Origin of the sequence: Pantoea ananatis LMG 2665 (genome assembly GCF_000710035.2) — a bacterium.
In the GTDB taxonomy this organism is placed as follows: Bacteria; Pseudomonadota; Gammaproteobacteria; order Enterobacterales; family Enterobacteriaceae; genus Pantoea; species Pantoea ananatis.
On sequence record NZ_JMJJ01000004.1, the window covers coordinates 61,514 to 82,914 of the forward strand.

A 21,401-nucleotide genomic window follows, 5' to 3' on the forward strand; every position below is an offset into this window, starting at 1 on the left:
GAGATTTTATGCAACATTCGACACTGACCGCATTTCCGGACGGTTTTCTCTGGGGCGCCTCGACCTCGGCATATCAGGTGGAGGGCGGATGGGATGCAGATGGTAAAGGGCCGTCGGTTATCGACAAAGCCACGTTCAGCCAGGCAATTACGGATTTTACCGTTTGCAGTGACCACTACCACCGCTTTAAAGAGGATATCGCCCTGCTGGCGGAAATGGGACTAAAAACCTACCGCTTCTCCATCGCCTGGAGCCGTCTTTACCCGGAAGGCGACGGCGCGTTAAACGAGGCGGGCGTGGCCTTTTACCAGCAGTTAATTGATGAAATTTGCCGGCACGGTATTACACCGCTGGTCACGCTTTATCACTTCGATCTGCCCTGGGCCCTGCAGCAGGACGGAGGCTGGTCTTCTCGCCGCACGGTAGCGGCATTTGAACGTTTTGCCATTACCTGTTTTGAGCAGTTTGGCAGCCAGGTCAAATATTGGCTGACCATCAACGAACAGAACATGATGATCCTGAAAGGCGACGTGATCGGGACGTTACCGCCTGGCACCGCCGATCCACAGAAAACCCTGTATCAGCAAAATCACCACATGATGCTGGCGCAGGCAAAGGCGATGATTGCCTGCCACGAACGCTTGCCAGACGCTAAAATTGGCCCGGCACCGAATATTTCCTGCGTCTATGCGGCAAGCTCGCGGCCAGAGGATGTGCTGGCGGCGGACAATTTCTCTGCAATCCGAAACTGGCTCTATCTGGATTTAGCCGTTCACGGGCGCTACAACCCTGTGGTATGGGCTTTCTTAAAACAGCGCGGCTGGCTTCCGACGATCGAGGATGAGGATATGGCCATCATCGCTGCCGGTCAGCCCGATTTTATCGCCTTTAACTATTATGCTTCGGCCACCGTCGGGGCAGAGGGCGAACATCATGACCCCGACAGTCGGCCCCATGCCGATCAGCAAATGGCCGGCATCGACCGCTCCGTCTACGTGGGCTGTAATAATCCGCATCTGCAGCAAAATCAGTTTGGCTGGTATATCGATCCGGTAGGCTTTCGCATTACCGCGCGCCAGATTTATGCACGTTATGCCTTGCCGCTCATCGTTACCGAAAATGGCTTAGGGGCGTTTGATACCCTGGCGGCCGACAACAAGGTGCATGATGATTACCGTATCGACTATCTGCGTGAGCATATCGCTCAGCTGCAGCTGGCCATTGCCGATGGCGTCGAGCTGTTCGGTTATTGCCCGTGGTCTGCTATTGATCTGGTGAGTACCCATCAGGGCATCAGCAAACGTTACGGATTTATTTATGTGAACCGCGATGAAAAAGCGTTAAAGGACCTGGCACGCTACCGCAAAAAAAGCTTCTTTTGGTATCAGAAGCTGATTCGCAGTAACGGCGCAACGCTGAACGCGTCGGTGGACTACTGAGACAGCGCGGCAGGGATGCCGCGACTTACCGCTTATGAGGCCCGTCCGTGACCGAGGCGCGCTCAATCAGATGGCCGCTAAAGGGCGGCAAGGCTTCCACCTCCTGACCTTCCAGCATGGCGACCAGCTGCGCCAGCGTGTGCTGAATCATTTCTGCGACCGGCACATGCACGGTGGTCAGCGGCGGCAGGAAAAACTCGGCCATACGGATATCATCAAATCCCAGCAGAGAAACATCCTGTGGCAGCCGTTTTCCCGCGGCGTGAAGCGCCAGCGCGGCCCCGATTGCCATGTCATCGTTACTCGCCATCAGGGCGCTGAATGTCACGCCCGCGTCCAGCAGCTGCTTTGCCGCCGCCATCCCACTGGCCGGCGTCCACGCGCCCTGCACGATGCAGGCCCTGTCCGCAAGCCCCTGCTCAGCCAGGGCCTGCTCATAACCTGCCAGGCGAGCGGCCGCGGTAGGGGAACCCGTCATACCACGAATAAAGGCAATGTCGTGATGCCCGCGCGCGATCAGATAACGCGTCGCCTGAAAGGTATTGTGCTGATGTGTAGCCCAGACACAGTGGGCCGGATGACGCGGCAGCTGGCGATTCACCACCATAATTGGGATATCGTGCTGCTCGATAATGGCATCCAGTGCCTCGGTGTCCAGAAAGCGGGGATAGATAATGATCGCGTCACAGCGCAGGTCGAGCAGAAACTCAATTGCGGCGCGCTCGTCGTCAGCGCAGGTTTTGCCATCAGCCAGAATTAACTGGCGACCGTAGTTATTGGTCAGGGTGGCAGCCTGAAACAGCAGCTCGCTGAAGTAGGGGCCGTTAAAAAGCGAGTGGGTAACAATTAAGCCAATATTTTGGGACTTTTGCGTGGCCAGGCTGCGCGCCAGCAGATTGGGGCGATAACCGGTTTCGGCAATGGCCTGATAGACCTTTTGCTGCGTACTTTTACTGACGTAACGATTTCCCGCCAGCACGCGCGAGACGGTGGCTTTAGAAACTCCGGCCTTGCGGGCCACATCCAGCATGGTAATCATTGGCTTACAGACCATCCATCCCTGCGGTTAAAAAAGGATACTAGCTGATTTTTCGCAGGTTATTGACGGAGGGGCAATAAAAAAATGATGCCTGTCAGGCGAAATACCAGGCGGGCAGGATAGCAATCAGGTTGTTCAGCGTATGAAGAAAGACCGGCAAGGCCAGCGAATTGCTGCGCAGGCGGGCATAGCAAAGCAGCAGAGAGAAGAGCGTCAGCGCTACCACGGTTTCCCAGTGAACATACTGCGTATGCATCAGCGCAAAGAGCAGGGAGGTCAGTAGCATGCAGGCAAAACGGCTGTTGGGTGCCCAGAGCAGAAAGCCCTGCAACAAAAAGCCGCGAAACAGCACTTCTTCAAATACCGGGGCCAGCAAGACGGCGGTGAGCAACAGGATAAGCATCGAGCTGCGTCCCTGCTGCGTTTGCGCGACCAGCCAGCCTTCAGGCTGTAAGTACTGGGTTTGCGCCGCCATTAAAATAAACAGGGCGCCAATAAAAAGTAACGTCTGACCTGAGCGTAAAAAGCCCAATGGAATATCCGTACGACGCTGGCAGTAGAACCGATACAGCGGATAGATGACCGCAAACTCGAACAGGCAGAGTACAGGCACCAGCAAACCGTCATTACGCAGAATACCGTAATTCGGAAACAGGGTAATCAGCATGGTAACGAGGTAATAGACAACAAAGCTGCCGACATAAAACAGTGTCAGCGTCACTCTGTCGGAATTGGTGTTCATAGGCGACCCAGCCAGCGATGATAAACGCATAGTAGCAACGCGTCGGATCGCTGTCGAGAGAGCGTACGATACAATATTTTTTGTTCAACGCCGTCAGGGCGTTATGCCGGTTTGATGTGCATGGATTCAGGGGGCAAACCCACCGTCAGAGAGGGTTGCAAAAGGCTGCCAGACGCTTGCGCTGCAGCCTGAAAAAAAGACGTGCAGCACCAAGGGCATGATTACTGGCTAGCGGATGCTGACCGCGATCAGGGTCAACAAGAGGGCAAAGCTAATAAAAAGGATCAGTTCCACTCGCGCTTCCTCAATAACTCATCGTGTCATGGGTGATTCCGCAAATACTATCAGAGGCTTCTCGCGGTAATTTTAGCCAGCAAGTGCGATTCATCTGTCAATAACCGCATTCCCTAGCATTTAATCCCTGGTATTGTGCGGTAAGTTTGATTTTAGCGGTTCATACCTGCTGACAGGCTTGTTACTCTTCGGAGTCAGGTTTTACACGTCCATGAGGAGAAAACACGTGAATCATTATGGAAAAGTGCTGGTGGCCGCCGGTTTTTTACTGCTGACGGGCTGCCAGTCGGCCACACAATCCGACAAGGCCGCCGTGCCGCTGGATGCGCAGGCGGACAGCTGTGGCGCATCTCAGTATCAACACTTTGTGGGCAAGCCGTTGTCTGCCATCGATAATCAGCGTTTCACGCAAAAAGTGCGTGCCATCCCGTGGAATTCAGCGGTAACGATGGACTTTAATTTCACCCGTCTGAACTTTATGGCCGACAAAAGCGGTAATATCAGCCGTGTCTATTGCGGTTAAGTGGCAAATAAACAGCGCATTGTCATAGAGTTGTCATGGCGTCAGGCGAAGATAACGCCTGTACCCTGTGGGTAGGCGATAACCGTTATCGATCGGTTCAATCAACAGGGTAAGGATTTCCTCGTTACATCAATATGCAATGCTCGTCTTGTTTATTCCCGCTCAGGCGGGAATTTTTTTTCTGGTTAAGCCCGAAGAAGGAGCAACGCATGGAATATTTCCAGAGGATTTCAGTCTTATTTTTGCTGCTGGTCAGCCCGGTTGCCCTGGCTTTAAGCCCGGAGGCATGGCAGAAAAGCCAGCAGGTGATGCGGCAGGCGTGCATCAACGCCAGCACCTTAAGCAAGGTAAAAGTACTGGGTCAGGTTGTTGAGTACGATGACAGCGTAGGCTACAGCGCGTTACTGCTTGAAGGGCTCTATCCGCAGAAGCACATGAAAAACCGCCGGGGACGAGAGCTTTGCCTGTTTCAGCGCAGCAGCGGTCGGGCCAGCGTAAGCGAGGCCAACCAGTACCGGCTGGCGAAGTAAGTTAACAGCGGCTCACTCGTGGGGCCGCGCCTCCATCAGCCGGGCTAACAGGGCACGATAGCGTTGCAGGCGTTGCTCATCCCCTTCAAATTCCAGCTTGTTGATCACGCGTGCGATAACGGCTTTATTGGTCGTGGGCTGTCCGGCTTCCATCAGTTCCCGCATAATAACGGCCAGCAAATCCGACTCTGGCGGGACATTCCAGTCCGGGCTGTTGAAATAATCGGTGATAGCACGGCTGGCGCTGTTAGATTGCACTCTCATTCTCCATCTCCGCAAACAGACAGCCCGCCCGGTACGCGAATGCGCAGCAGGCAGAGTCAGGTGAGTTAGTGGCTCCCGATATGCACGGCAAGGGTTTAATCGGGCGCATTACGTTGATCAGAACGACCCACGTCCCGCACGAATCTGGCGGTTTTTTAAACATAGGTCTGCCGTTACGTCTTGTCAGTAACAACCTGAAATATTTTTCAAATGTGATGAGTGATTTTCAAATAATGCCGCCAGGTTACGTCAGGGTTTTAGCACGTAGTTAACTGATTAATAAGTTTATTATTACCGCAGAAAAAACCCGGGGCAGAGGAAAAAAAATCGTGCTTACCTCGGGAAACATCGCCCGACACACGCGTAGTGTGGAGAGGGAATCTGCAGGGTTCGTGGCATGGGACTGCGGGATCTGACCTTTCGAGAGGCGGTGACGCTGAAAGATTTCCTGCCCTGTCTTTCCGTGGCCAGAGAAGTGTCAGATACGCTTTGCCAGTTAAATGCAGAACGTGCTGGCAGCAAAAACAAGGCATTTATCGACGCTTACCATGATGACAAAATGGTTACGCCTCGCTTGTCAGTAGAATAAAAACGTTTCGCTCACAATAAATAGAATAAGATAACACCGCCCCCGCGCTGTTATTTTAATGTACTGATAAACAGAATAAAAAATTCCTTTTTTTTTATTCTGGCGGGTGATATTTTTTTCTTCACCCTGCTGAAGAGGCACCGGCATGAAAAATCTGATTGCTGAGCTATTAATTACGCTGGCAGAAAAAGAAGAGGCGTCTAAAGAGCAGGTCGTGCAGATCGAAGCGCTGGAACTTGTGATCACCGCAATGCTGCGCATGATGCCGCCTGAGCAGCATCAGTCCCTCGTTAACAGCATTGATACGGCCATGATTCATGCCGGAGTGGATCACAACGATCACAATGCCGCGTTATTAAAAAACGCTGTCACCCGATTACTTCACCGGCCCCACAGCTGAAATCACGCCGATCACCAGAATAAAATTGCGATCTCTGTATTATTCCAAAGCAAAAGTCGTCTGATTCTTTTCTGGCATGCCAGAATAAATACTGTCTTTATCACAACGGAGTGAAAACAATGAAAGGCAATATCCTGATGATAGTCCTGGCAGGAATAATGATGAGCAGCCACGCCAGCGCGGCAGATAAAACGCCGCAGCAGCAAAAAATGGCGATGTGTAATGAACATGCCAGCAGCCAATCGTTAAAAGGCGATGTGCGTAAGCAATTTATGAGCGATTGCCTGAAGAAAGACAGCAAAGTTGCGGACATGTCGCCGCAACAAATAAAAATGAAAACCTGTAATCTCCAGGCCGGAGATAAAAAGCTGACCGGTGACGCACGTAAAACCTTTATGAGTCAGTGCCTCAAAAAAAGCTAAGACTCAGCCGGCCATTTCGGTGGCCGCCTCCTCTCATCGCCTGCCATCAGTGCGCTACAGCACGCTTTTAATTACTGAAGAAACAGATGATTAGCGAAAAAAATCGCCATTGAGGCGCAAGCTTTTCCAATCCTTTGCCACACTTACTGTTTATAAGGGATTGCGCCGCGCGCGTTCGGGCGCGGTGCTTTTACCCGTGACGGTTGGAAAAGGAGCCATGTCGTGAACTATCAATTTGTTATTGCTCTCAAGGATTTACCGCAACGTCAGCCGGTTAAAAAAAAGCTGGGTGAAACAGAGTTTTTACTCATCCGTGAGGCTGACAGCGTCCAGGCTTTCCAGGCAAAATGCCCTCATGCAGGCGCGCCGCTTGAGCAGGGCGCTATCTGCGGCGACAGGCTCATCTGTCCCTGGCATAAAGCGGCGTTTGAACTGAGCAGCGGTAAAATGTGCGAGCCGCTGGCGCTGGCCGACCTGAAACAGTATCCCGTTCGCATCGAAAATGGCCAGATTCTGGTTAACCCTAAAGCGATGTCACCTGCTTCGCCAGTGGGCAGCGGTGCCAGCGCCCCGGTCTTTGTGGTACTGGGCGGGGGCGCGGCCGGGAGTGCGGCACTGTGGCGATTACGCCACGACGGCTTTAAGGGCCGCCTGGTGCTGGTAGAGAGTGAGCCTGAAGCCCCTTACGACCGCACGGCGCTGACGAAATTTGTTCCCTCAGGCAAAATGGATATCGATGATGTGCCGTCGCTGCTTGGCAGTGACATACTCGATCACGTCGAGCGCATCCAAAAGCGCGTTGAGCGAGTTGATAATGAGGCGCACCGTCTGGTGTTTGCCGACGATAGCACGTTGCAGTTCGATAAATTATTAATTGCAACGGGCGCAGAACCTGTCAAGCCGTCGCTTGCCGGCGCTGATTTAGCGGGCGTACATATTCTGCGCAACAAGCAGCATACCGCGTCCCTGCTAGCGGCCGTCGATCGAAGCCAGCAGATTGTGATTATCGGTAACAGCTTTATTGGCATGGAGCTGGCCTCGTCGCTGCGTAACCGTGACGTTGAGGTGACCGTCATCGCACGTCACGCGCTGCCGTTTGCGGCGCAGTTTGGTGAGGCGATCGGCCGTTATTTCCATCAACTGCATCAGGCCAACGGCGTAACATTTGTGGAAGGTGAGATTGCGTCGCTTCAGGGCGAAAACCACGTGACGGGCGTGCGGTTAAAAACCGGTCAGCAGATCGCTGCCGATGTGGTGCTGTTCGCCACCGGCGTTAAACCGGCCACCTCGTTTATTCACGACCTGCCGCGGGTTGAAGATGGCAGCCTGCAAACTGATGAGCAGCTACGCGTGGCAGAAAACGTCTGGGTAGCCGGCGATATTGCAACCTATCCTTCCGCCCAGGGGCCGCTGCGCATCGAGCATTTTCGCGTGGCAGAGCAGCAGGGCCAGACCGTAGCAATGAATATGCTGGGAAATATTCATCACTATGACCGCGTGCCGTTTTTCTGGACCGCGCATTATGGTACCCGCTATGAATATATTGGTCATGCCACAGACTGGGACGACTACCAGCAGGTGGGATCGCTGGAAGAGAAGACGTTTATGGCCTTTTACGGCAAGGAAGGGCGGCTGGCTGCGGTTTTCTCGTGTGGACTCTACACGCTGACCGCCGCGCTGGTCGAAAAGATGCAGGAGCCCATGACGATGGAACAGGCACTGGCATGGTATCAGGCCCACCATTCTGCACAATAATGGGCCCGTAAAACCGTCTGGCAAACGGCATGTTTGCCAGACATGTCGGTTAACTGCGGCTCAGCTTGTCCGACTTCGCCATGCACTGCTGCATGGCTTCGATCACGGCTGAACGGAAGCCTTTTTCTTCCAGCACTTTCACCGCTTCAATGGTGGTGCCGCCGGGCGAGCAGACCATATCTTTCAACTCACCGGGATGTTTACCCGTTTCCAGCACCATCTGTGCGGAGCCTTTCACGGCCTGGGCCGCAAACCGGTAAGCCTGCGCGCGCGGCATGCCGCCCGCCACGGCGGCATCGGCCATGGCTTCAATAAACATAAACACGTAAGCCGGAGCTGAACCACTGACGCCAACCACCGAGTGGATCAGGTATTCATCGACGACCGCCGCCTGACCAAAGCTCTCAAATATCGCGACCACTTCATCGGTCTCGCTCTGTTCAACCAGCACGTTGGGCGTAACGGAGGTCATGCCTTCACCGACCAGGGAAGGGGTGTTTGGCATTGCGCGAATGATCTTACGATCGTGCCCCAGCACGGAAGCCAGGTTATCCAGCGTCACGCCCGCGGCAATTGAAACGACTACTGCCTCTTTTTTCAGGCTGTTAGCCAGTTCTTTCAGCACTTTGAGGATCACATTGGGTTTGACCGCACCAAACAGAATATCCACGTGCTGGGCCAGCGCTTCCGCACTCTCCGCGGCGTTAATACCGTACTGTTCGGCCATTTGCTGATTGGTGCTCGGTTTGCGGTCGTAAATCCAGATAGCTGACGGTGTCATTTGCCCGCTGTTTATCAGCCCGCCAATGATGGCTTTTGCCATGTTGCCACCGCCAATAAATCCGATTTTCTTTTCCAGCATCACCGTCTCCTTTCCTGTTTTCACCGTTATCAACGCTGTAGCTTACTGCAGACAGGATTAATAACAAGTTAGCGGTAACGCACGGCGGCCGGTGCCAGAGAGCAAAAGAGAGTGATGGCGGCACGTTTTTGTGGTGAACGCGCGTTGAGCACTCCCTTCATCGTTGACGATATTCGGGGGGCTGACGTGCGTTCTGAACGCGAGATCTGGCCATAGCGGAAGCCGGGGAATTTTACTTAACCCCGTTTTGCAAAACAGGTTAACATCGTCGCTATTTTCCAGAATAAGGAACACCAATGTCTATCTGGGTCGATGCGGACGCCTGCCCAAACGTCATAAAAGACGTGCTGTACCGGGCGGCGGACAGAACGCAAACCATGGTCACCTTTGTTGCGAATCAATTTTTACGCGTACCGCCATCGCCCTGGTTGCGCACGCTACAGGTGCCGGCTGGGTTTGATGTTGCCGATAATGAAATCGTGAAGCGTGTGCAGGCTGGCGATTTGGTGATTACGGCAGATATTCCCTTGGCCGCAGAGGTGATTGAAAAAGGGGCGTCGGCGCTGAATCCGCGCGGGGAACGGTATTCACCTGCCACCATACGCGAGCGGTTGACGATGCGTGATTTTATGGACACGATGCGCGCCAGCGGCGTACAGACAGGCGGTCCCGCCGCCATGAGCCCGCGGGACCGCCAGCAGTTTGCCAATGAACTAGACAGCTGGCTAAGACAGCGACAACGTTAAATCAAACAAAACTGTCGTCGTCATCGTAATCATTGCCGCCGAAGTCATTCAGATCGCCATTGTCGGCATAGGTGTCACTCCAGCCGTTGCTTTGATCCAGGAAGGACTGATTGTCGGCACCTGTTCCCTGATCGAGAAACGACTGATCGTTCCCGCCATTAAAGGTATTCAGGCTGTCATCGACCTGAGGCAGCGACTGGGGTTCGTTAATGATGTTAACGATCTCTTCCGGCTGCGAGTGGTGGAACATGCTGGTCAGCATATCGGCCATGACCACACCGCCTGCTACGCCCACGGCGGTTTGCAGTGCGCCGCCCAGAAATCCACTGCCACGGGGCGCAGGTGCGCTGGCATAGGGCTGCTGCGGCGGCTGTTGCGGTGCGCTGTTCCACTGGGGCGATGGCTGAGCCGGTTGGGCCTGCTGACTGCCGCCGCCAAACAGGCTGGATAAAAACCCGCCACTGCTTTTTGGCTGCTGCTGTTGCTGAGCCTGTTGCTGAGCCAGATGATTTTCCAGCTCCTGAACCCGCTCATTCAGTTTTTTAAGTGCCGCTTCCTGAATCAAAATGGCCTGAGCCATATAGTAGGGCGCGCCTGGTTGCGCCTGCAGGTGTTGTTTGATCAGTTGTTCGGCAGCAGCATCGCGTGCCGCAGTCTGGCTTTCAGCTTGTTTCAAACGGCTAAACAGATTTTCAATCAGTTCTTGTTCTTCGCGTTGCATGATGACTCTCCCGTTGCGACTGTTAACAGTATATGGGGGCGACGTGCAGCAATGTAAATTCGTGGCGGTAAGCAAATGTTGCTGACGTAAACTTTTTTACCCAATGCACAAAATGTGCATCGTTAACATGCTGTATTTATTTGTTTTTTTGCAATATTGGGTGCAATCATGCGTAAAATACGCTCAATGGGTAGAGGACGAAATAAATTCCCGCTATGATGCGTCCTATTATTGAGCCTAACCTGCAGCTGTGATGGGCTGCGCGGCGGAGGAACTGCCCTGATGTCCTTGTCCATTTTTTTGATCGGTGCGCGCGGATGCGGAAAAACCACTATCGGTGAAGCCCTGTCTCATGCGCTGGGTTATGCGTTTCGCGATACCGATCATCACCTGCAATTCACGACGCAGCGTACCGTAGCGGAAATTGTGGCTGCGGAAGGATGGGAGAGCTTTCGTGCGCGTGAAACCGACTCGCTCAAAGCCGTAACCGCCCCGTCAACCATTATCGCCACCGGTGGCGGAATGGTGCTGGCGGAAGGTAATCGCCGTTATATGCGTGAGCACGGTCAGGTGATCTGGTTAAGTGCACCGCCTGATATCCTGGCCCGTCGTCTGGAAAGCCAGCCGGAAAATGCTCAGCGCCCCACGTTAACCGGACGCCCCATCGCGGAAGAAATGGGTGAAGTGCTGCGCGCCCGTGCGCACCTGTACCGTTCTGCCGCGCATCACGAGGTGAACGCCATGCTGGCACCTGAACGCGTCGTTGAACAGATCCTGCAGTCGTTATCTCTGGCGCGTGCCAGTTAACCCTCAGATTTATCCCGCTTTCGCCGTCCTTTCCGCCGTATTGACTATACTTATTCCATGGCAGGCAATCGCCTGTCGTGTGGAATGTCATTTAGCGAAGAGGGACACATTATGCCGACAAGACCTCCTTACCCCCGAGAAGCGCGCGTTGTCACTGTGGAAAAAGGCCCCGAAGGCAAAAAAGTGACGTCATGGCAACTGCGGGCCGACCATCCCAAGCCAGATTCGTTAATCAGCGAGCACGAATCAGAGCAGGAAGCGCATGATGCAAAAAATCGCTATGAAGATGTAGAAAAAGAGTAAGCCTCTGCTCTGGCAAGGAAGCCATTGATTTCCCCTGGTTCCCGCGGCAGCCATTGCCGCGCGGCGATCACAATCACTCACTATTTCGCGTGACAGATCAGCAAGTTCCCTTCTACACTGCCTGTCACCCTAATGTGCTGTGAGGAAGGTTTATGCTCAATGTAAGTGAGTATTTTGACGGAAAAGTTAAATCCATCGGTTTTGACAGTGCGAGCACCGGCCGTGCCAGCGTCGGTGTTATGGCAGAAGGTGAATACACGTTTGGCACCGCCCAACCGGAAGAGATGACCGTGGTAAGCGGCTCAATGAAAGTGTTGCTGCCGGGTGAGACAGAGTGGAAATGGTTTGAGGCGGGATCGGTGTTTAACGTACCGGGCCACAGCGAGTTTCATCTGCAGGTAGGCGAGCCGAGCGCATATCTTTGCCGCTATCTGAAAGACTAAGAAGAACGGCCGCAGGCAATCTGCGGCCAAATGCATTAACGCTGAGCTTCGCCACCTAACGCTTCAACCAGATTGCTGGTCAGGGCCGCCAGTTCGCTGGTCATCAGAATAAAGTCTGCATCAAAACGCTGCGCAAAATCTTCCCGATCGATATCATCATTCTGGTCACGCAGCGTATCGCTGAACTTCAGGCGTTTCACCGAGCCGTCGTCGGATAAGACGAACTGAATACGCTCCTGCCAGTCCAGCGCCAGCTTGGTCACCAGCTTACCGGCTTCGATATGGTTGGCAATTTCATCGCACACCAGATCCTGTTTCTTGCAGCGAATCACGCCGCCATCTTCCAGAATGGCCTTGAGCTCGGCTTCGTCCATGAGGGCAAAACCGGCCGGAACATCCCCGGAACGCACCCATTCGGTCAGGGTAAGTTCAATCGGACTTTCCAGCGTCAGGGGCACAACCGGCAGCGAACCCAGGCTTTTACGCAGCAGAGCCAGCGTGTCTTCGGCTTTTTTAGCGCTGGCGCAGTCCACCATGATCAGGTTGTTCACGGTGTCGATCCACATATAGGTCTGACTGAAACGGCTGAACGCACGCGGTAAAAGGCTGTGCAGCACTTCATCTTTCAGCGAATCTTTTTCCGTCTTTTTTAGCTTGCGGCTCTGCTCTGCCTCAAGCTTGTCGATTTTGGCCTCCAGCGCCTGCTTCACGACCGGAGAGGGCAGGATTTTTTCTTCTTTGCGCGCGCAAATGACAATCTGACCGTTGTTGACGTGGGTCAGGGCATCGCTGCGATTGCCCATCGGTGCCACCCACCCGGTCTTGCTCATGTCCTGACTGCCGCAGGGCGAGAAGGTGAAAGCCTCCAGCTGTTTTTCCATGTCGTCTGCGGACAACGGAATGTCACGATTCAGACGATAAACCATCATATTTTTAAACCACAACATCGGGATTCCTTACCGTGGCGCGATCGGGCGCACAAATCTTACTAAGTGTGCGCATGATAGCGAAACATCGGAGCGGTTTCATTGCCTTTCAGGCATTCGCCTTTTAGTGTAGAAAACACCCTAACGAATAATGAGGAATAAACCGTGCGCATAGGCATTGATTTGGGCGGCACCAAAACAGAAGTGATTGCGCTGTCCGGCGAGGGAAAAGAGCTGTTTCGCCATCGGATTTCCACGCCCCGTGACGACTACCGGGCGACCGTGCAGGCCATCGTTGATTTAGTCCGCCTCGCCGAAGAAAAAACCGGCCAAACCGGGACGGTAGGCTTAGGTATTCCGGGCACGATTTCGCCCTATACGCAGCGGGTGAAAAACGCGAACTCCACCTGGCTAAACGGTCAGCCGCTGGATAAAGATTTGGCGCAGGCGCTGAATCGTGACATCCGCATAGCCAATGACGCGAATTGTCTGGCCGTGTCCGAAGCGGTCGATGGCGCAGGCGCGGGGCAGGCACTGGTGTTTGGGGTAATCATCGGCACCGGTTCGGGCGCAGGCGTAGCGATAAACGGCGCGTCACGCATTGGCGGCAACGGCAATGCGGGCGAATGGGGTCATAATCCTTTGCCGTGGATGGATGAAGACGAGTTGCGTTACCGCGCGGAAGTCCCCTGTTATTGTGGCCAGCAGGGCTGCATTGAAACCTTTGTTTCCGGTACCGGCTTTGCTATCGACTATCAGCGGTTAAGCGGTGTGGCGCGCAAAGGCGCTGAGATTGTCAAACTGCTGGAGCAGCAGGATCCCGTGGCTGCCCTGGCAATGAGCCGCTATGAAATCCGTCTGGCAAAATCCCTGGCTCAGGTTGTCAACCTGATCGATCCCGACGTGATTGTGCTGGGCGGCGGCATGAGCAACGTGGACCGCCTGTACCAGACGGTGCCCACGCTGATGAAGAAATGGGTTTTTGGCGGCGAGTGTGAAACGCCGGTGCTGAAAGCGATGCACGGGGATTCGAGCGGTGTGCGCGGCGCGGCCTGGCTGTGGCCGGAATAAACGCCGCCGTGGCCTGCGGCCCTGTGCAACATACTGAAGGATGCACAGGGCTGGCTCAGCGAACTGGCGCGAAGGCAAAGACGAGCTGCTGTGGGGCGTGCGGTGGAGGCAAAGGCATATCCCGCGCGCTGCTGACGCTCTGCCAGGCCTTCAGGCACAGCGACTCATTTCCTTCCGTTCGCATCACGTTATAGCGCCCATCCGGGCGACGCTGTGCCGTCACCAGGCAACGCTGGCCCACATAGTTTTTCGCATTGTGAAAATTGCGCATGACGGACGCATTGACCTCGCGAATATAGCGGTTCACGTCCTGGCACTGCGCCTGGGGCAGGCCTGACGCGCATTGCGCTTCGGAAGCATCAGGATGATGACTGCATCCTGCCAGCAGCAGCATCGTGGCCGCCATAATTCCTGTACATCTCAACATAATTAACCTCTTACGTACCCGGCAATTCAAGTTTGCTGTAACCCAGGCCATTCATTTTGCGGACCTTAATTTGCACCGGAATGCGCTCTTTCATCGCCTCGACGTGACTGATCACGCCAATGGTTTTTCCACTGGCATTGAGCGCATCCAGCGCATCCAGGGCGGTATCCAGCGTCTCTGCGTCCAGCGTGCCGAAACCCTCATCAAGAAATAACGACTCGATGCGGGTTTTATGGCTGACCAGATCGGACAGCGCCAGCGCCAGCGCAAGGCTCACCAGAAAGCTTTCTCCACCCGACAGCGTGCGGGTATCGCGTGCGCTGTCCGCCTGCCAGGTATCCACCACGTCCAGTTCCAGCGCATCGATGGCGCGGCGCTGTAAAAGGTAGCGACCATGCAGACGATCCAGCTGGCGATTAGCCAGCGCCACCAGGTGATCGAGCGTGAGTCCCTGGGCAAAGCGCCGGAATTTATCCCCGGTCGCCGAGCCGATCAGATCGTTAAGCAACGCCCACTGCGCCAGCGTGGTTTCCTCCTGCGCAATCTGAGCCAGCAACGTTTGCTGCTGGGTCCGCAGGCTGGCGTCGCTTTGCAACTGCTGCTGCAGTTGTCCCTGCTGACTGGCGTTCTCCCTCAGGGAATGCCGCAACGCTTCCAGCTGTGTGGTCAGTGCATCGGCGGACTCAGGCATCTTATCGGGTTTAGCCTGCTCATGGGTTGCCAGCCGTTGCTGCAGCTCTGCCAGGCGGGATTGTTGATGGAGCAGATGCTGATCGATCTGCTGCAGTCGCTGGCGAAGCTGCTGCGCTTCATGCTCGTCAAGCAACGCGGCCCGCAGGCTCGCCTCGTCCGGGAATTCCGCCGCAGCCAGCGCGGCGTTGAAGTGCTGCTCAGCGTCCGTCAGGCGAGTGCCCAACCTGTGTAGCTGGCTCTCCAGCAACGTCAGTTGGCCGTGGAGGCGGCTGGCTTCAGCCTGAGACTGCTGCAGCCGTTCACGCTGCTGCGTCAGCTGCGCCTCATGATGCTCGACGCTCTCCTGCATCTGCCGACGGGCCTGAATGACATCCCGATCGCCAAACAACGCCTCACGCTGCTGACGTTTTTCGCGGTATTGCTGGTCCAGTGCGGCAAGCTGCTGTTGCTGCTGATTCAGGCGCTGCTGCTCAAGCTGCAGCTGTTGGCGCAGGGCGTCAGCCTGGCTTTCCGCACGTGCCAACTGAGGCTGCAAGTTAGCAAGCAACCGCTCACTTTCCTGCCACTGCTGCCAGCGCTGTTGCTGTTCAGCCAGCCAGCTGTCGCGCTGTGCGCTGTCAGGCAGCGTCAGACCGAAGCCTGCGAATTGTTGCGCCAGCCCCTCCTGAAGCGGCTGAGCATTCGCCTGAGCCTGTTGGTGATGGCGCTGTAAAGTCAGTAACGCCTGGTGTTCGTTCTCCAGCTGCTGTTGCGTCAACTGCAGCGTTTGCTGGTGTTGCTGCTGTGTCTGCTGCTGCTGCAGATGCTGTTCTTTTGCCGCCTGATACGTTCGCTCGGCGTGTTCCAGCGTCTCTGTCTGCGTAGTTAATGCCTGTTCCTGACGGCTTTGCGCCTGCAGCCAGTGGTCCAGCGCGTCGGTGTCGTTCAGAGTGAAGGTAAGCGCAAGCTCACCGCTCAGTGCCTGCCAGCGCTGGGTCAATGCATCCAGCTGCTGCACTACACTGGCGAGCTCGTCGCGCAGTGACTGCTGCTGGCCCTTCAGGTGTTTTATCTGCTCATTTTTGGCCGTACCGGTTTCGCTCAGTGCTTCCACCTGTTTTTGCAGCACGGCTTTGCGCTGTTGGTTGGCGCTGACTTCGAGCGTGCGGTAGGTTTCAACTGCGGGATGTTCGCAGGAACCGCACAAAGGGCAGGGTTGCCCGGCCTCCAGCCGCGCCCTGTGTTCCTCCAGATCGGCAATATGGCTTTCAAGCTGGCAAATCTTCTCAACGTCGGTGAGTTGCTGTTTCTCCCGCTTCCATGTTTCCCGCAGCATCAGTAATTCAGCCTCAGCCTGCTGGCAGGCTTTTTCCAGATCCTGTAACCGTTTTTCATACTGACCGCGCTGCTGATGTAGCGGCTGCCACTGGGCTGCAAGTAACGTCAGCGTCTGACGTGCGTCACGCTGTTGAGTTAACTGCTTTAAGGCCTGACGCAAGGCTTCGGGAGGATGCGCCTTATGGAGCGATGTTAGTGCTTTCTCCGCGTCAGACAAGGCCTGCTGCGTGAGCTGCCCGGCCTGCTTCAATGGCGCGAGCTGTTGTTGCAGCTGTTCGACCTGCTGCTGGCGCTGATGAAGCTGCAACGCCTGTTGCTGAATCTGCTGTGCCGACGCCGCCTGATCGGTTTCATGGCGGGCCAGTTGAGCAAAGCGGTCCTGCCACAGCGGAAGATTTTCGCCCCAAACCGGCATATCCGCCAGCTGTTGCCGACGCGCCTGCTGCTGTGCCAGCGCCTGCTGGAGATCGCTGACCTTATGGTGCTCGGTTTGCATCGCCTGTTCACGCTGCGTACAGCTCGCCTGCTGCTGTGCGGTTTCATGCTGCAGCTGTTGAATTTGCTGCTGCAGGGCCGAGAGCGCCTGATCGAGTGGAATAACCTGTCCGCTCAGCAGCGTTTCCTGCTGGTGCTGTTGCAAACGCACCTGTTCGCGCGCCGCTTCGGTTTCCTGATAACGCTGCTGCAACTGCTGCTGCTCGTGGGCCGTCGCCTGCATCTGCTGGTTTAACTGCTGCTGACGCTGTTGCAGCTCCGCGCGTTCAGTCTGCAGGTTGTCGCGCTGTTGCAGCGCACCGCGCAGTTTTTCTGCCGGTTCACTTCGTGCCAGACGCTGGCGATCGGCCTCTGCCGCCTGACTCGCCGCGTCGGCGGCCTGACGGGCGGCGTTCACCTGTTCAGCGTCCGCGCTCAGCTGCTGTGCCAGCTGCAGCCACTGCTGCTGAAGCTGAGCGGTGTCAAACTGACGGCTGAGTTGCTGCTCGGCCTCAGTCAGGGCTGCCTGCTGTTGCTGCAGCCCGGCGCGAGTCGCCTCATCAAGCAGTGCCATGCCGCCTGCCCGACTGCGCATCAGTTCCAGCGCATTTTTGGCCTCTTTATGGCGCTCAAACGCGGCCATGGAAACCAGCCCGTAAATTTCCGTTCCGGTCAGCTCTTCCAGCAGCTCTGCGCGCTCATTCGCTTTGGCGTTAAGAAATGCGGCGAACTGGCCCTGTGACAGCATCATTGAACGGGTAAAACGTTCAAAATCCAGGCCGCTAAGCGTTTCGGTAAGCTTGAGCTTGTCGCCCACTTTGTCTGCAACGATCTGATTATCTGCGCAGCGAGCCAGCTCGACGCGGGGAGCCTGCAGTTTGCCGTCGGCCGTGCCTCGTGCGCGGTTCTGGCTCCAGAATGCCCGCCAGGCCTCGCCTTTGATTTCAAACTCGACTTCGGCCAGGCATTCGGCGCAGTCGCGCGTCATCAGCGGGTTGTGGCCCTGAGAAATCGCACCCAGGCGCGGCGTCTGGTGATACAGCGCCAGGCAGATAGCGTCCAGTAAGGTGGTTTTACCGGCACCTGTCGCGCCGGTAATGGCAAACAGACCATTACTGGCGAAAGGTTCGGTGCGAAAATCGATAAACCATTCTCCTTTCAGCGCATTCAGGTTTTTGAATCGCAGCGTGAGGATCTTCATGGGTTCGCCTCCAGGTCGGCCAGCGTCTGCTTAAACAGGGTCGTGACCTGGGCGATCTGCTTGTCATCAAGCTCCTCATTAAGCGCCAGGCGTCGGGCAAAAACCTCTTCGACCTTAAGTTCGCTCAGGGTTTCGTTATCCGTTTGCGCCAGGCTGTGCTGGCGCTGTTCACGACTGCGGCGTAACAGCAGCACTTCCACCGGTAAATCTGCCGTCAGCGCTTCAACCTGGCGCTGCAGATCGCTTAAGTACTCCTGGGTGGTGACTTCTATATCGAGCCAGACCGGCTTCTCTCCGCTGGGAGGGAAAAGGTGGGCGAGCTGCTCACTGATTTGCGCCAGGGAGCCTTTAAGCATCTGCATCGGCTGGAAGGTGGGAACCGGCAGGGTCAGGGTTTCCAGGCCGTGCGGGCTGAAAGTCAGCAGACAGACACTTTTTTCGCTGCCCAGCTCGTCAAAGCTCAGCGGAATAGGGGAGCCGCTGTAGCGAATATGGTCGCTGTTCGCGACGCGCTGAGCGCGATGAATATGTCCAAGGGCGATGTAATCGGCCGGCGGAAACGCCGAGGCAGGAAACGCATCCAGCGTGCCGATGTAGATATCGCGCACGGAGTCACTTTTGCTGACGCCAAGGGCGGTAAGGTGGCCGGTCGCGACGATCGGCAGGGACATGTTCAGCGCCTGTGCCGCCGCGAAGCTGCGCTGATAATGGGCGCTGATGGCCTCCAGCAGGCTGAGCTGTTTATCCCGTCCAGACTGACCGGCCTGGCTGCGCATAATGTCGCGCGGGCGCAGATAGGGAATCGCGCACAGCAGCGCGCCGGGTTCACCCTGACGGGTTGTCAGGATCATGACGTCGTCACTCTCCTGCGGCGTGGCAACGACCCGGGTGTTCAGACAGGCCAGCAGTTCGCGCGATTCATTCAGCGTTGCCACCGAGTCATGATTGCCCGCCAGCACCACCAGTTGACAGCCGCTGGGCTGTAACGCCACCACGAAGCGGTTAAACATTTCACGCGCATAGCTGGGCGGCGTACCGGTATCAAACAGGTCACCCGCCACAATCAGCGCATCGACCTGATGCTGTTCGATCTGTATTAACAGCCAGTCAAGAAAGGCCTGGTGCTCGGCGGCGCGGCTCTTGTTATAGAAGAACTGCCCCAGGTGCCAGTCCGCGGTGTGGATAATGCGCATAAAACTCCCTGCCAAATCGATTTGCCCGGCAATTATACTGGCTCAGTCACTAAAGCCACAAAACATGTCGTCATGTTGTCATAAATGGTTGTTGCAGGCCGGTTTTTATGGCTAACTTTTTCATAAAAGTGTCACAAAACTGACGCATAATGGCGCCGCAAATATCAGTGAAAGCCGTCCTACCTGCAGGAGTAATAATGGCTAAGCGCATTTTAGTTGTGGAAGATGAAGCTCCAATCCGTGAAATGTTATGTTTCGTACTGGAACAAAACGATTATCAGCCGATTGAGGCAGAAGATTATGACAGCGCCGTCAGCAAGCTGATTGAACCCTGGCCTGACCTGATCCTGCTGGACTGGATGTTACCCGGCGGCAGCGGCATACAATTTATTAAACATCTTAAGCGTGAAGCCATGACGCGTGATATACCGGTCATGATGCTCACCGCGCGCGGCGAGGAAGAAGATCGGGTACGCGGGCTGGAAGTCGGTGCCGATGACTACATCACCAAACCGTTTTCCCCGAAAGAGCTGATGGCGCGAATTAAAGCCGTTATGCGTCGTATTTCGCCGATGGCGGTAGAAGATGTGATCGAAATGCAGGGCCTGAGCCTGGATCCCTCTTCGCATCGCGTGATGTCAGAAACCACACCGCTGGAAATGGGGCCGACAGAATACAAGCTGCTGCATTTCTTTATGACCCATCCTGAACGTGTTTACAGCCGTGAGCAGTTACTCAATCATGTCTGGGGCACTAACGTCTATGTTGAAGATCGTACGGTTGACGTTCATATTCGTCGTTTACGTAAGGCGCTGGAACTGACCGGCCACGATCGCATGGTACAAACCGTACGCGGAACAGGTTATCGTTTCTCTGCCCGCTTTTAAACGGAGCTTTAACCGTGCTGGAACGCCTCTCCTGGAAGAGATTACTGTCCGAACTGGTGCTGGCGTGTCTGCCTGCGCTGGTGCTCGGCCTGCTGTTCGGCTATTTGCCGTGGCTGCTGTTACTGAGCGTAGTCAGTATTTTACTGTGGCATTTTTACAACCTGATGCGCCTGTCTCACTGGCTGTGGCTGGATCGCACGATGACGCCACCGTCCGGACAGGCCAGTTGGGAACCGCTGTTTTACGGGTTGTATCAAATGCAACTGCGCAACCGGCGGCGGCGGCGCGAATTAGGTAATCTGATTAAGCGGTTTCGCAGCGGCGCGGAGTCGCTGCCGGACGCCGTGATACTCACCACCGAAGAGGGCACTATTTTCTGGTGCAACGGCCTGGCCCAGCAGCACCTGGGGCTGCGCTGGCCAGAAGATAACGGGCAAAATATTCTTAATCTGCTGCGTTATCCTGAATTTTCTCGCTATCTGCGGCAACGTGATTTCGATAAGCCGCTTACGCTGGTGCTGAATAACCAGCACCACATGGAATTCCGTGTGATGCCCTACAGCGAAGGCCAGTGGTTGATGGTGGCTCGCGACGTGACCCAGATGCATCAGCTTGAAGGGGCACGGCGAAACTTCTTTGCCAACGTCAGCCATGAACTGCGCACGCCTTTAACGGTGCTTCAGGGCTATCTGGAAATGATGAATGACTCCGTCATGAATCAGCGTTCACGTGATAAAGCGTTGCACACCATGTCGGAGCAAACCCGGCGAATGGATAGCCTGGTCAAACAGCTCCTGACGCTGTCGCGCATCGAGGCGGCTCCGGCCATTAACCTGAAAGAAAAGGTTGATGTACCGGTTATGCTCAAACTCCTGCAGCATGAAGCTGAAACCCTGAGCGGCGGACGTCACGCCATCCATTTTCATACCGATCCTCACCTGAAAGTGTTTGGCAATGATGAACAATTACGCAGTGCTATCTCCAACCTGGTCTACAACGCGGTGAACCACACGCCCGAGGGGACGCGCATTGATATCAGCTGGCTGCGCAGCAAGCAGGGCGCGGTATTTACAGTCTGTGATAACGGCCCCGGCATTCCACCTGAGCACATCCCGCGCCTGACAGAGCGGTTTTATCGGGTGGATAAAGCGCGTTCACGTGCGACCGGCGGCAGCGGTCTTGGGCTGGCCATCGTGAAGCATGCGCTCAGCCATCACAATGCGCGGCTGGAGATCACCAGCATCCCGCACCAGGAAACCTGTTTTACCTTTACCCTGGCACCACGGTTGATTGTGACTAACGGGATGCAGGAGAATGCGGTTCATTAACTGCT

General features: G+C 55.4%; 23 protein-coding genes. 14 read left to right on the top strand and 9 right to left on the bottom strand.

The features are described 5' to 3' along the window. Positions 1 to 8 precede the first annotated feature (8 nt). Positions 9 to 1,439, top strand: a complete 1,431-nt coding sequence (locus EL29_RS02095; RefSeq protein ID WP_019106660.1) for a glycoside hydrolase family 1 protein — start codon at positions 9 to 11, stop codon at positions 1,437 to 1,439. A gap of 25 nt (positions 1,440 to 1,464) precedes the next feature. Here the strand turns inward: EL29_RS02095 and EL29_RS02100 are convergent, their stop codons facing one another. Then, on the bottom strand, positions 1,465 to 2,478 hold the full coding sequence (locus EL29_RS02100; RefSeq protein WP_019106659.1) for a LacI family DNA-binding transcriptional regulator: 1,014 nt from the start codon (positions 2,476 to 2,478) through the stop codon (positions 1,465 to 1,467). 94 nt (positions 2,479 to 2,572) lie between these two features. Then, positions 2,573 to 3,220: a CPBP family intramembrane glutamic endopeptidase gene (locus EL29_RS02105; RefSeq protein WP_014606469.1), complete on the bottom strand. Its 648-nt coding sequence runs from the start codon at positions 3,218 to 3,220 to the stop codon at positions 2,573 to 2,575. Between the two features lie 520 nt (positions 3,221 to 3,740). Between EL29_RS02105 and EL29_RS02110 the strand changes: the two genes are divergently transcribed. Together EL29_RS02110 and EL29_RS02115 are read left to right on the top strand one after the other, a co-directional pair. Continuing rightward, positions 3,741 to 4,037, top strand: coding sequence for an I78 family peptidase inhibitor (locus tag EL29_RS02110; protein WP_028714873.1), 297 nt, complete (start codon positions 3,741 to 3,743; stop codon positions 4,035 to 4,037). Between the two features lie 209 nt (positions 4,038 to 4,246). Then, entirely contained in the window at positions 4,247 to 4,567 is a 321-nt protein-coding gene (locus EL29_RS02115) for a hypothetical protein (protein WP_028714874.1), read from the top strand. A 12-nt stretch (positions 4,568 to 4,579) separates the two neighbouring features. Here EL29_RS02115 and EL29_RS02120 read toward each other — a convergent pair whose 3' ends face one another. Continuing rightward, the gene (locus tag EL29_RS02120; protein WP_014606466.1) at positions 4,580 to 4,831 is read right to left on the bottom strand and encodes a biofilm development regulator YmgB/AriR family protein; all 252 of its coding nucleotides are present in this window, start codon (positions 4,829 to 4,831) and stop codon (positions 4,580 to 4,582) included. A gap of 397 nt (positions 4,832 to 5,228) precedes the next feature. Between EL29_RS02120 and EL29_RS02125 the strand changes: the two genes are divergently transcribed. The 4 genes from EL29_RS02125 (at position 5,229) to EL29_RS02140 (ending at position 7,997) form a co-directional block, all read left to right on the top strand. After that, positions 5,229 to 5,420 carry a hypothetical protein gene (locus EL29_RS02125; protein ID WP_033788602.1) on the top strand — a complete coding sequence of 64 codons (192 nt, stop codon included), beginning with the start codon at positions 5,229 to 5,231 and terminating at the stop codon, positions 5,418 to 5,420. Between the two features lie 145 nt (positions 5,421 to 5,565). Then, complete coding sequence (iraP, locus tag EL29_RS02130) at positions 5,566 to 5,820, top strand: anti-adapter protein IraP (RefSeq protein ID WP_014593043.1); 255 nt, start codon at positions 5,566 to 5,568, stop codon at positions 5,818 to 5,820. 119 nt (positions 5,821 to 5,939) lie between these two features. Continuing rightward, positions 5,940 to 6,242, top strand: coding sequence for a PsiF family protein (locus tag EL29_RS02135; RefSeq protein ID WP_014606464.1), 303 nt, complete (start codon positions 5,940 to 5,942; stop codon positions 6,240 to 6,242). Between the two features lie 222 nt (positions 6,243 to 6,464). After that, the gene (locus EL29_RS02140; protein WP_028714876.1) at positions 6,465 to 7,997 is read left to right on the top strand and encodes an FAD-dependent oxidoreductase; all 1,533 of its coding nucleotides are present in this window, start codon (positions 6,465 to 6,467) and stop codon (positions 7,995 to 7,997) included. 49 nt (positions 7,998 to 8,046) lie between these two features. Here the strand turns inward: EL29_RS02140 and proC are convergent, their stop codons facing one another. Further along, complete coding sequence (proC, locus tag EL29_RS02145) at positions 8,047 to 8,859, bottom strand: pyrroline-5-carboxylate reductase (RefSeq protein WP_014593045.1); 813 nt, start codon at positions 8,857 to 8,859, stop codon at positions 8,047 to 8,049. Positions 8,860 to 9,155: 296 nt separating this feature from the next. On the opposite strand from proC, the gene EL29_RS02150 reads away from it, so the two are divergent. After that, complete coding sequence (locus tag EL29_RS02150) at positions 9,156 to 9,605, top strand: YaiI/YqxD family protein (protein WP_014593046.1); 450 nt, start codon at positions 9,156 to 9,158, stop codon at positions 9,603 to 9,605. 1 nt (position 9,606) lies between these two features. Here EL29_RS02150 and EL29_RS02155 read toward each other — a convergent pair whose 3' ends face one another. Then, positions 9,607 to 10,326, bottom strand: coding sequence for a DUF2076 domain-containing protein (locus EL29_RS02155; RefSeq protein ID WP_022622675.1), 720 nt, complete (start codon positions 10,324 to 10,326; stop codon positions 9,607 to 9,609). A gap of 282 nt (positions 10,327 to 10,608) precedes the next feature. Here EL29_RS02155 and aroL point away from each other — a divergent pair, with 282 nt between their 5' ends. From aroL to ppnP, 3 genes are all read left to right on the top strand, one after another. After that, entirely contained in the window at positions 10,609 to 11,133 is a 525-nt protein-coding gene (gene aroL, locus EL29_RS02160) for a shikimate kinase AroL (RefSeq protein WP_014593048.1), read from the top strand. Between the two features lie 111 nt (positions 11,134 to 11,244). Then, on the top strand, positions 11,245 to 11,436 hold the full coding sequence (locus EL29_RS02165; RefSeq protein ID WP_022622674.1) for a YaiA family protein: 192 nt from the start codon (positions 11,245 to 11,247) through the stop codon (positions 11,434 to 11,436). A 152-nt stretch (positions 11,437 to 11,588) separates the two neighbouring features. Next, positions 11,589 to 11,879, top strand: coding sequence for a pyrimidine/purine nucleoside phosphorylase (gene ppnP / locus EL29_RS02170; RefSeq protein WP_013024838.1), 291 nt, complete (start codon positions 11,589 to 11,591; stop codon positions 11,877 to 11,879). A 35-nt stretch (positions 11,880 to 11,914) separates the two neighbouring features. Here ppnP and rdgC read toward each other — a convergent pair whose 3' ends face one another. After that, positions 11,915 to 12,826, bottom strand: a complete 912-nt coding sequence (gene rdgC, locus EL29_RS02175; RefSeq protein ID WP_013024839.1) for a recombination-associated protein RdgC — start codon at positions 12,824 to 12,826, stop codon at positions 11,915 to 11,917. Positions 12,827 to 12,970: 144 nt separating this feature from the next. Between rdgC and mak the strand changes: the two genes are divergently transcribed. After that, positions 12,971 to 13,876, top strand: coding sequence for a fructokinase (gene mak / locus EL29_RS02180; RefSeq protein WP_013024840.1), 906 nt, complete (start codon positions 12,971 to 12,973; stop codon positions 13,874 to 13,876). A gap of 55 nt (positions 13,877 to 13,931) precedes the next feature. Here the strand turns inward: mak and EL29_RS02185 are convergent, their stop codons facing one another. The 3 genes from EL29_RS02185 to sbcD are packed head-to-tail and all read right to left on the bottom strand — an operon-like array spanning position 13,932 to position 19,181. Next, on the bottom strand, positions 13,932 to 14,303 hold the full coding sequence (locus EL29_RS02185; RefSeq protein WP_019106654.1) for a cell envelope integrity TolA C-terminal domain-containing protein: 372 nt from the start codon (positions 14,301 to 14,303) through the stop codon (positions 13,932 to 13,934). A gap of 10 nt (positions 14,304 to 14,313) precedes the next feature. Then, positions 14,314 to 17,988: an AAA family ATPase gene (locus EL29_RS02190; RefSeq protein ID WP_028714877.1), complete on the bottom strand. Its 3,675-nt coding sequence runs from the start codon at positions 17,986 to 17,988 to the stop codon at positions 14,314 to 14,316. After that, a complete protein-coding gene (gene sbcD, locus EL29_RS02195; RefSeq protein WP_028714878.1) occupies positions 17,985 to 19,181 on the bottom strand; it encodes an exonuclease subunit SbcD in 1,197 nt (398 codons plus the stop codon). Before sbcD ends, EL29_RS02190 begins: the two co-directional genes overlap by 4 nt. A 197-nt stretch (positions 19,182 to 19,378) precedes the next feature. Here sbcD and phoB point away from each other — a divergent pair, with 197 nt between their 5' ends. Next, entirely contained in the window at positions 19,379 to 20,068 is a 690-nt protein-coding gene (phoB, locus tag EL29_RS02200; protein ID WP_014606457.1) for a phosphate response regulator transcription factor PhoB, read from the top strand. Positions 20,069 to 20,082: 14 nt separating this feature from the next. Next, the gene (phoR, locus tag EL29_RS02205; RefSeq protein WP_028714879.1) at positions 20,083 to 21,396 is read left to right on the top strand and encodes a phosphate regulon sensor histidine kinase PhoR; all 1,314 of its coding nucleotides are present in this window, start codon (positions 20,083 to 20,085) and stop codon (positions 21,394 to 21,396) included. Positions 21,397 to 21,401: the final 5 nt, after the last annotated feature.

Bases quoted from the DNA above. Each gene is read 5' to 3' on its own strand.
- rdgC (WP_013024839.1), bottom strand. From the start codon at position 12,826: ATGTTGTGGTTTAAAAATATGATGGTTTATCGTCTGAATCGTGACATT.
- iraP (WP_014593043.1), top strand. From the start codon at position 5,566: ATGAAAAATCTGATTGCTGAGCTATTAATTACGCTGGCAGAAAAAGAA.
- ppnP (WP_013024838.1), top strand. From the start codon at position 11,589: ATGCTCAATGTAAGTGAGTATTTTGACGGAAAAGTTAAATCCATCGGT.
- phoB (WP_014606457.1), top strand. From the start codon at position 19,379: ATGGCTAAGCGCATTTTAGTTGTGGAAGATGAAGCTCCAATCCGTGAA.
- EL29_RS02185 (WP_019106654.1), bottom strand. From the start codon at position 14,303: ATGTTGAGATGTACAGGAATTATGGCGGCCACGATGCTGCTGCTGGCA.
- EL29_RS02150 (WP_014593046.1), top strand. From the start codon at position 9,156: ATGTCTATCTGGGTCGATGCGGACGCCTGCCCAAACGTCATAAAAGAC.
- EL29_RS02190 (WP_028714877.1), bottom strand. From the start codon at position 17,988: ATGAAGATCCTCACGCTGCGATTCAAAAACCTGAATGCGCTGAAAGGA.
- sbcD (WP_028714878.1), bottom strand. From the start codon at position 19,181: ATGCGCATTATCCACACCGCGGACTGGCACCTGGGGCAGTTCTTCTAT.
- aroL (WP_014593048.1), top strand. From the start codon at position 10,609: ATGTCCTTGTCCATTTTTTTGATCGGTGCGCGCGGATGCGGAAAAACC.
- EL29_RS02095 (WP_019106660.1), top strand. From the start codon at position 9: ATGCAACATTCGACACTGACCGCATTTCCGGACGGTTTTCTCTGGGGC.
- EL29_RS02155 (WP_022622675.1), bottom strand. From the start codon at position 10,326: ATGCAACGCGAAGAACAAGAACTGATTGAAAATCTGTTTAGCCGTTTG.
- EL29_RS02120 (WP_014606466.1), bottom strand. From the start codon at position 4,831: ATGAGAGTGCAATCTAACAGCGCCAGCCGTGCTATCACCGATTATTTC.
- EL29_RS02135 (WP_014606464.1), top strand. From the start codon at position 5,940: ATGAAAGGCAATATCCTGATGATAGTCCTGGCAGGAATAATGATGAGC.
- EL29_RS02125 (WP_033788602.1), top strand. From the start codon at position 5,229: ATGGGACTGCGGGATCTGACCTTTCGAGAGGCGGTGACGCTGAAAGAT.
- EL29_RS02105 (WP_014606469.1), bottom strand. From the start codon at position 3,220: ATGAACACCAATTCCGACAGAGTGACGCTGACACTGTTTTATGTCGGC.
- EL29_RS02115 (WP_028714874.1), top strand. From the start codon at position 4,247: ATGGAATATTTCCAGAGGATTTCAGTCTTATTTTTGCTGCTGGTCAGC.
- EL29_RS02165 (WP_022622674.1), top strand. From the start codon at position 11,245: ATGCCGACAAGACCTCCTTACCCCCGAGAAGCGCGCGTTGTCACTGTG.
- proC (WP_014593045.1), bottom strand. From the start codon at position 8,859: ATGCTGGAAAAGAAAATCGGATTTATTGGCGGTGGCAACATGGCAAAA.
- EL29_RS02100 (WP_019106659.1), bottom strand. From the start codon at position 2,478: ATGATTACCATGCTGGATGTGGCCCGCAAGGCCGGAGTTTCTAAAGCC.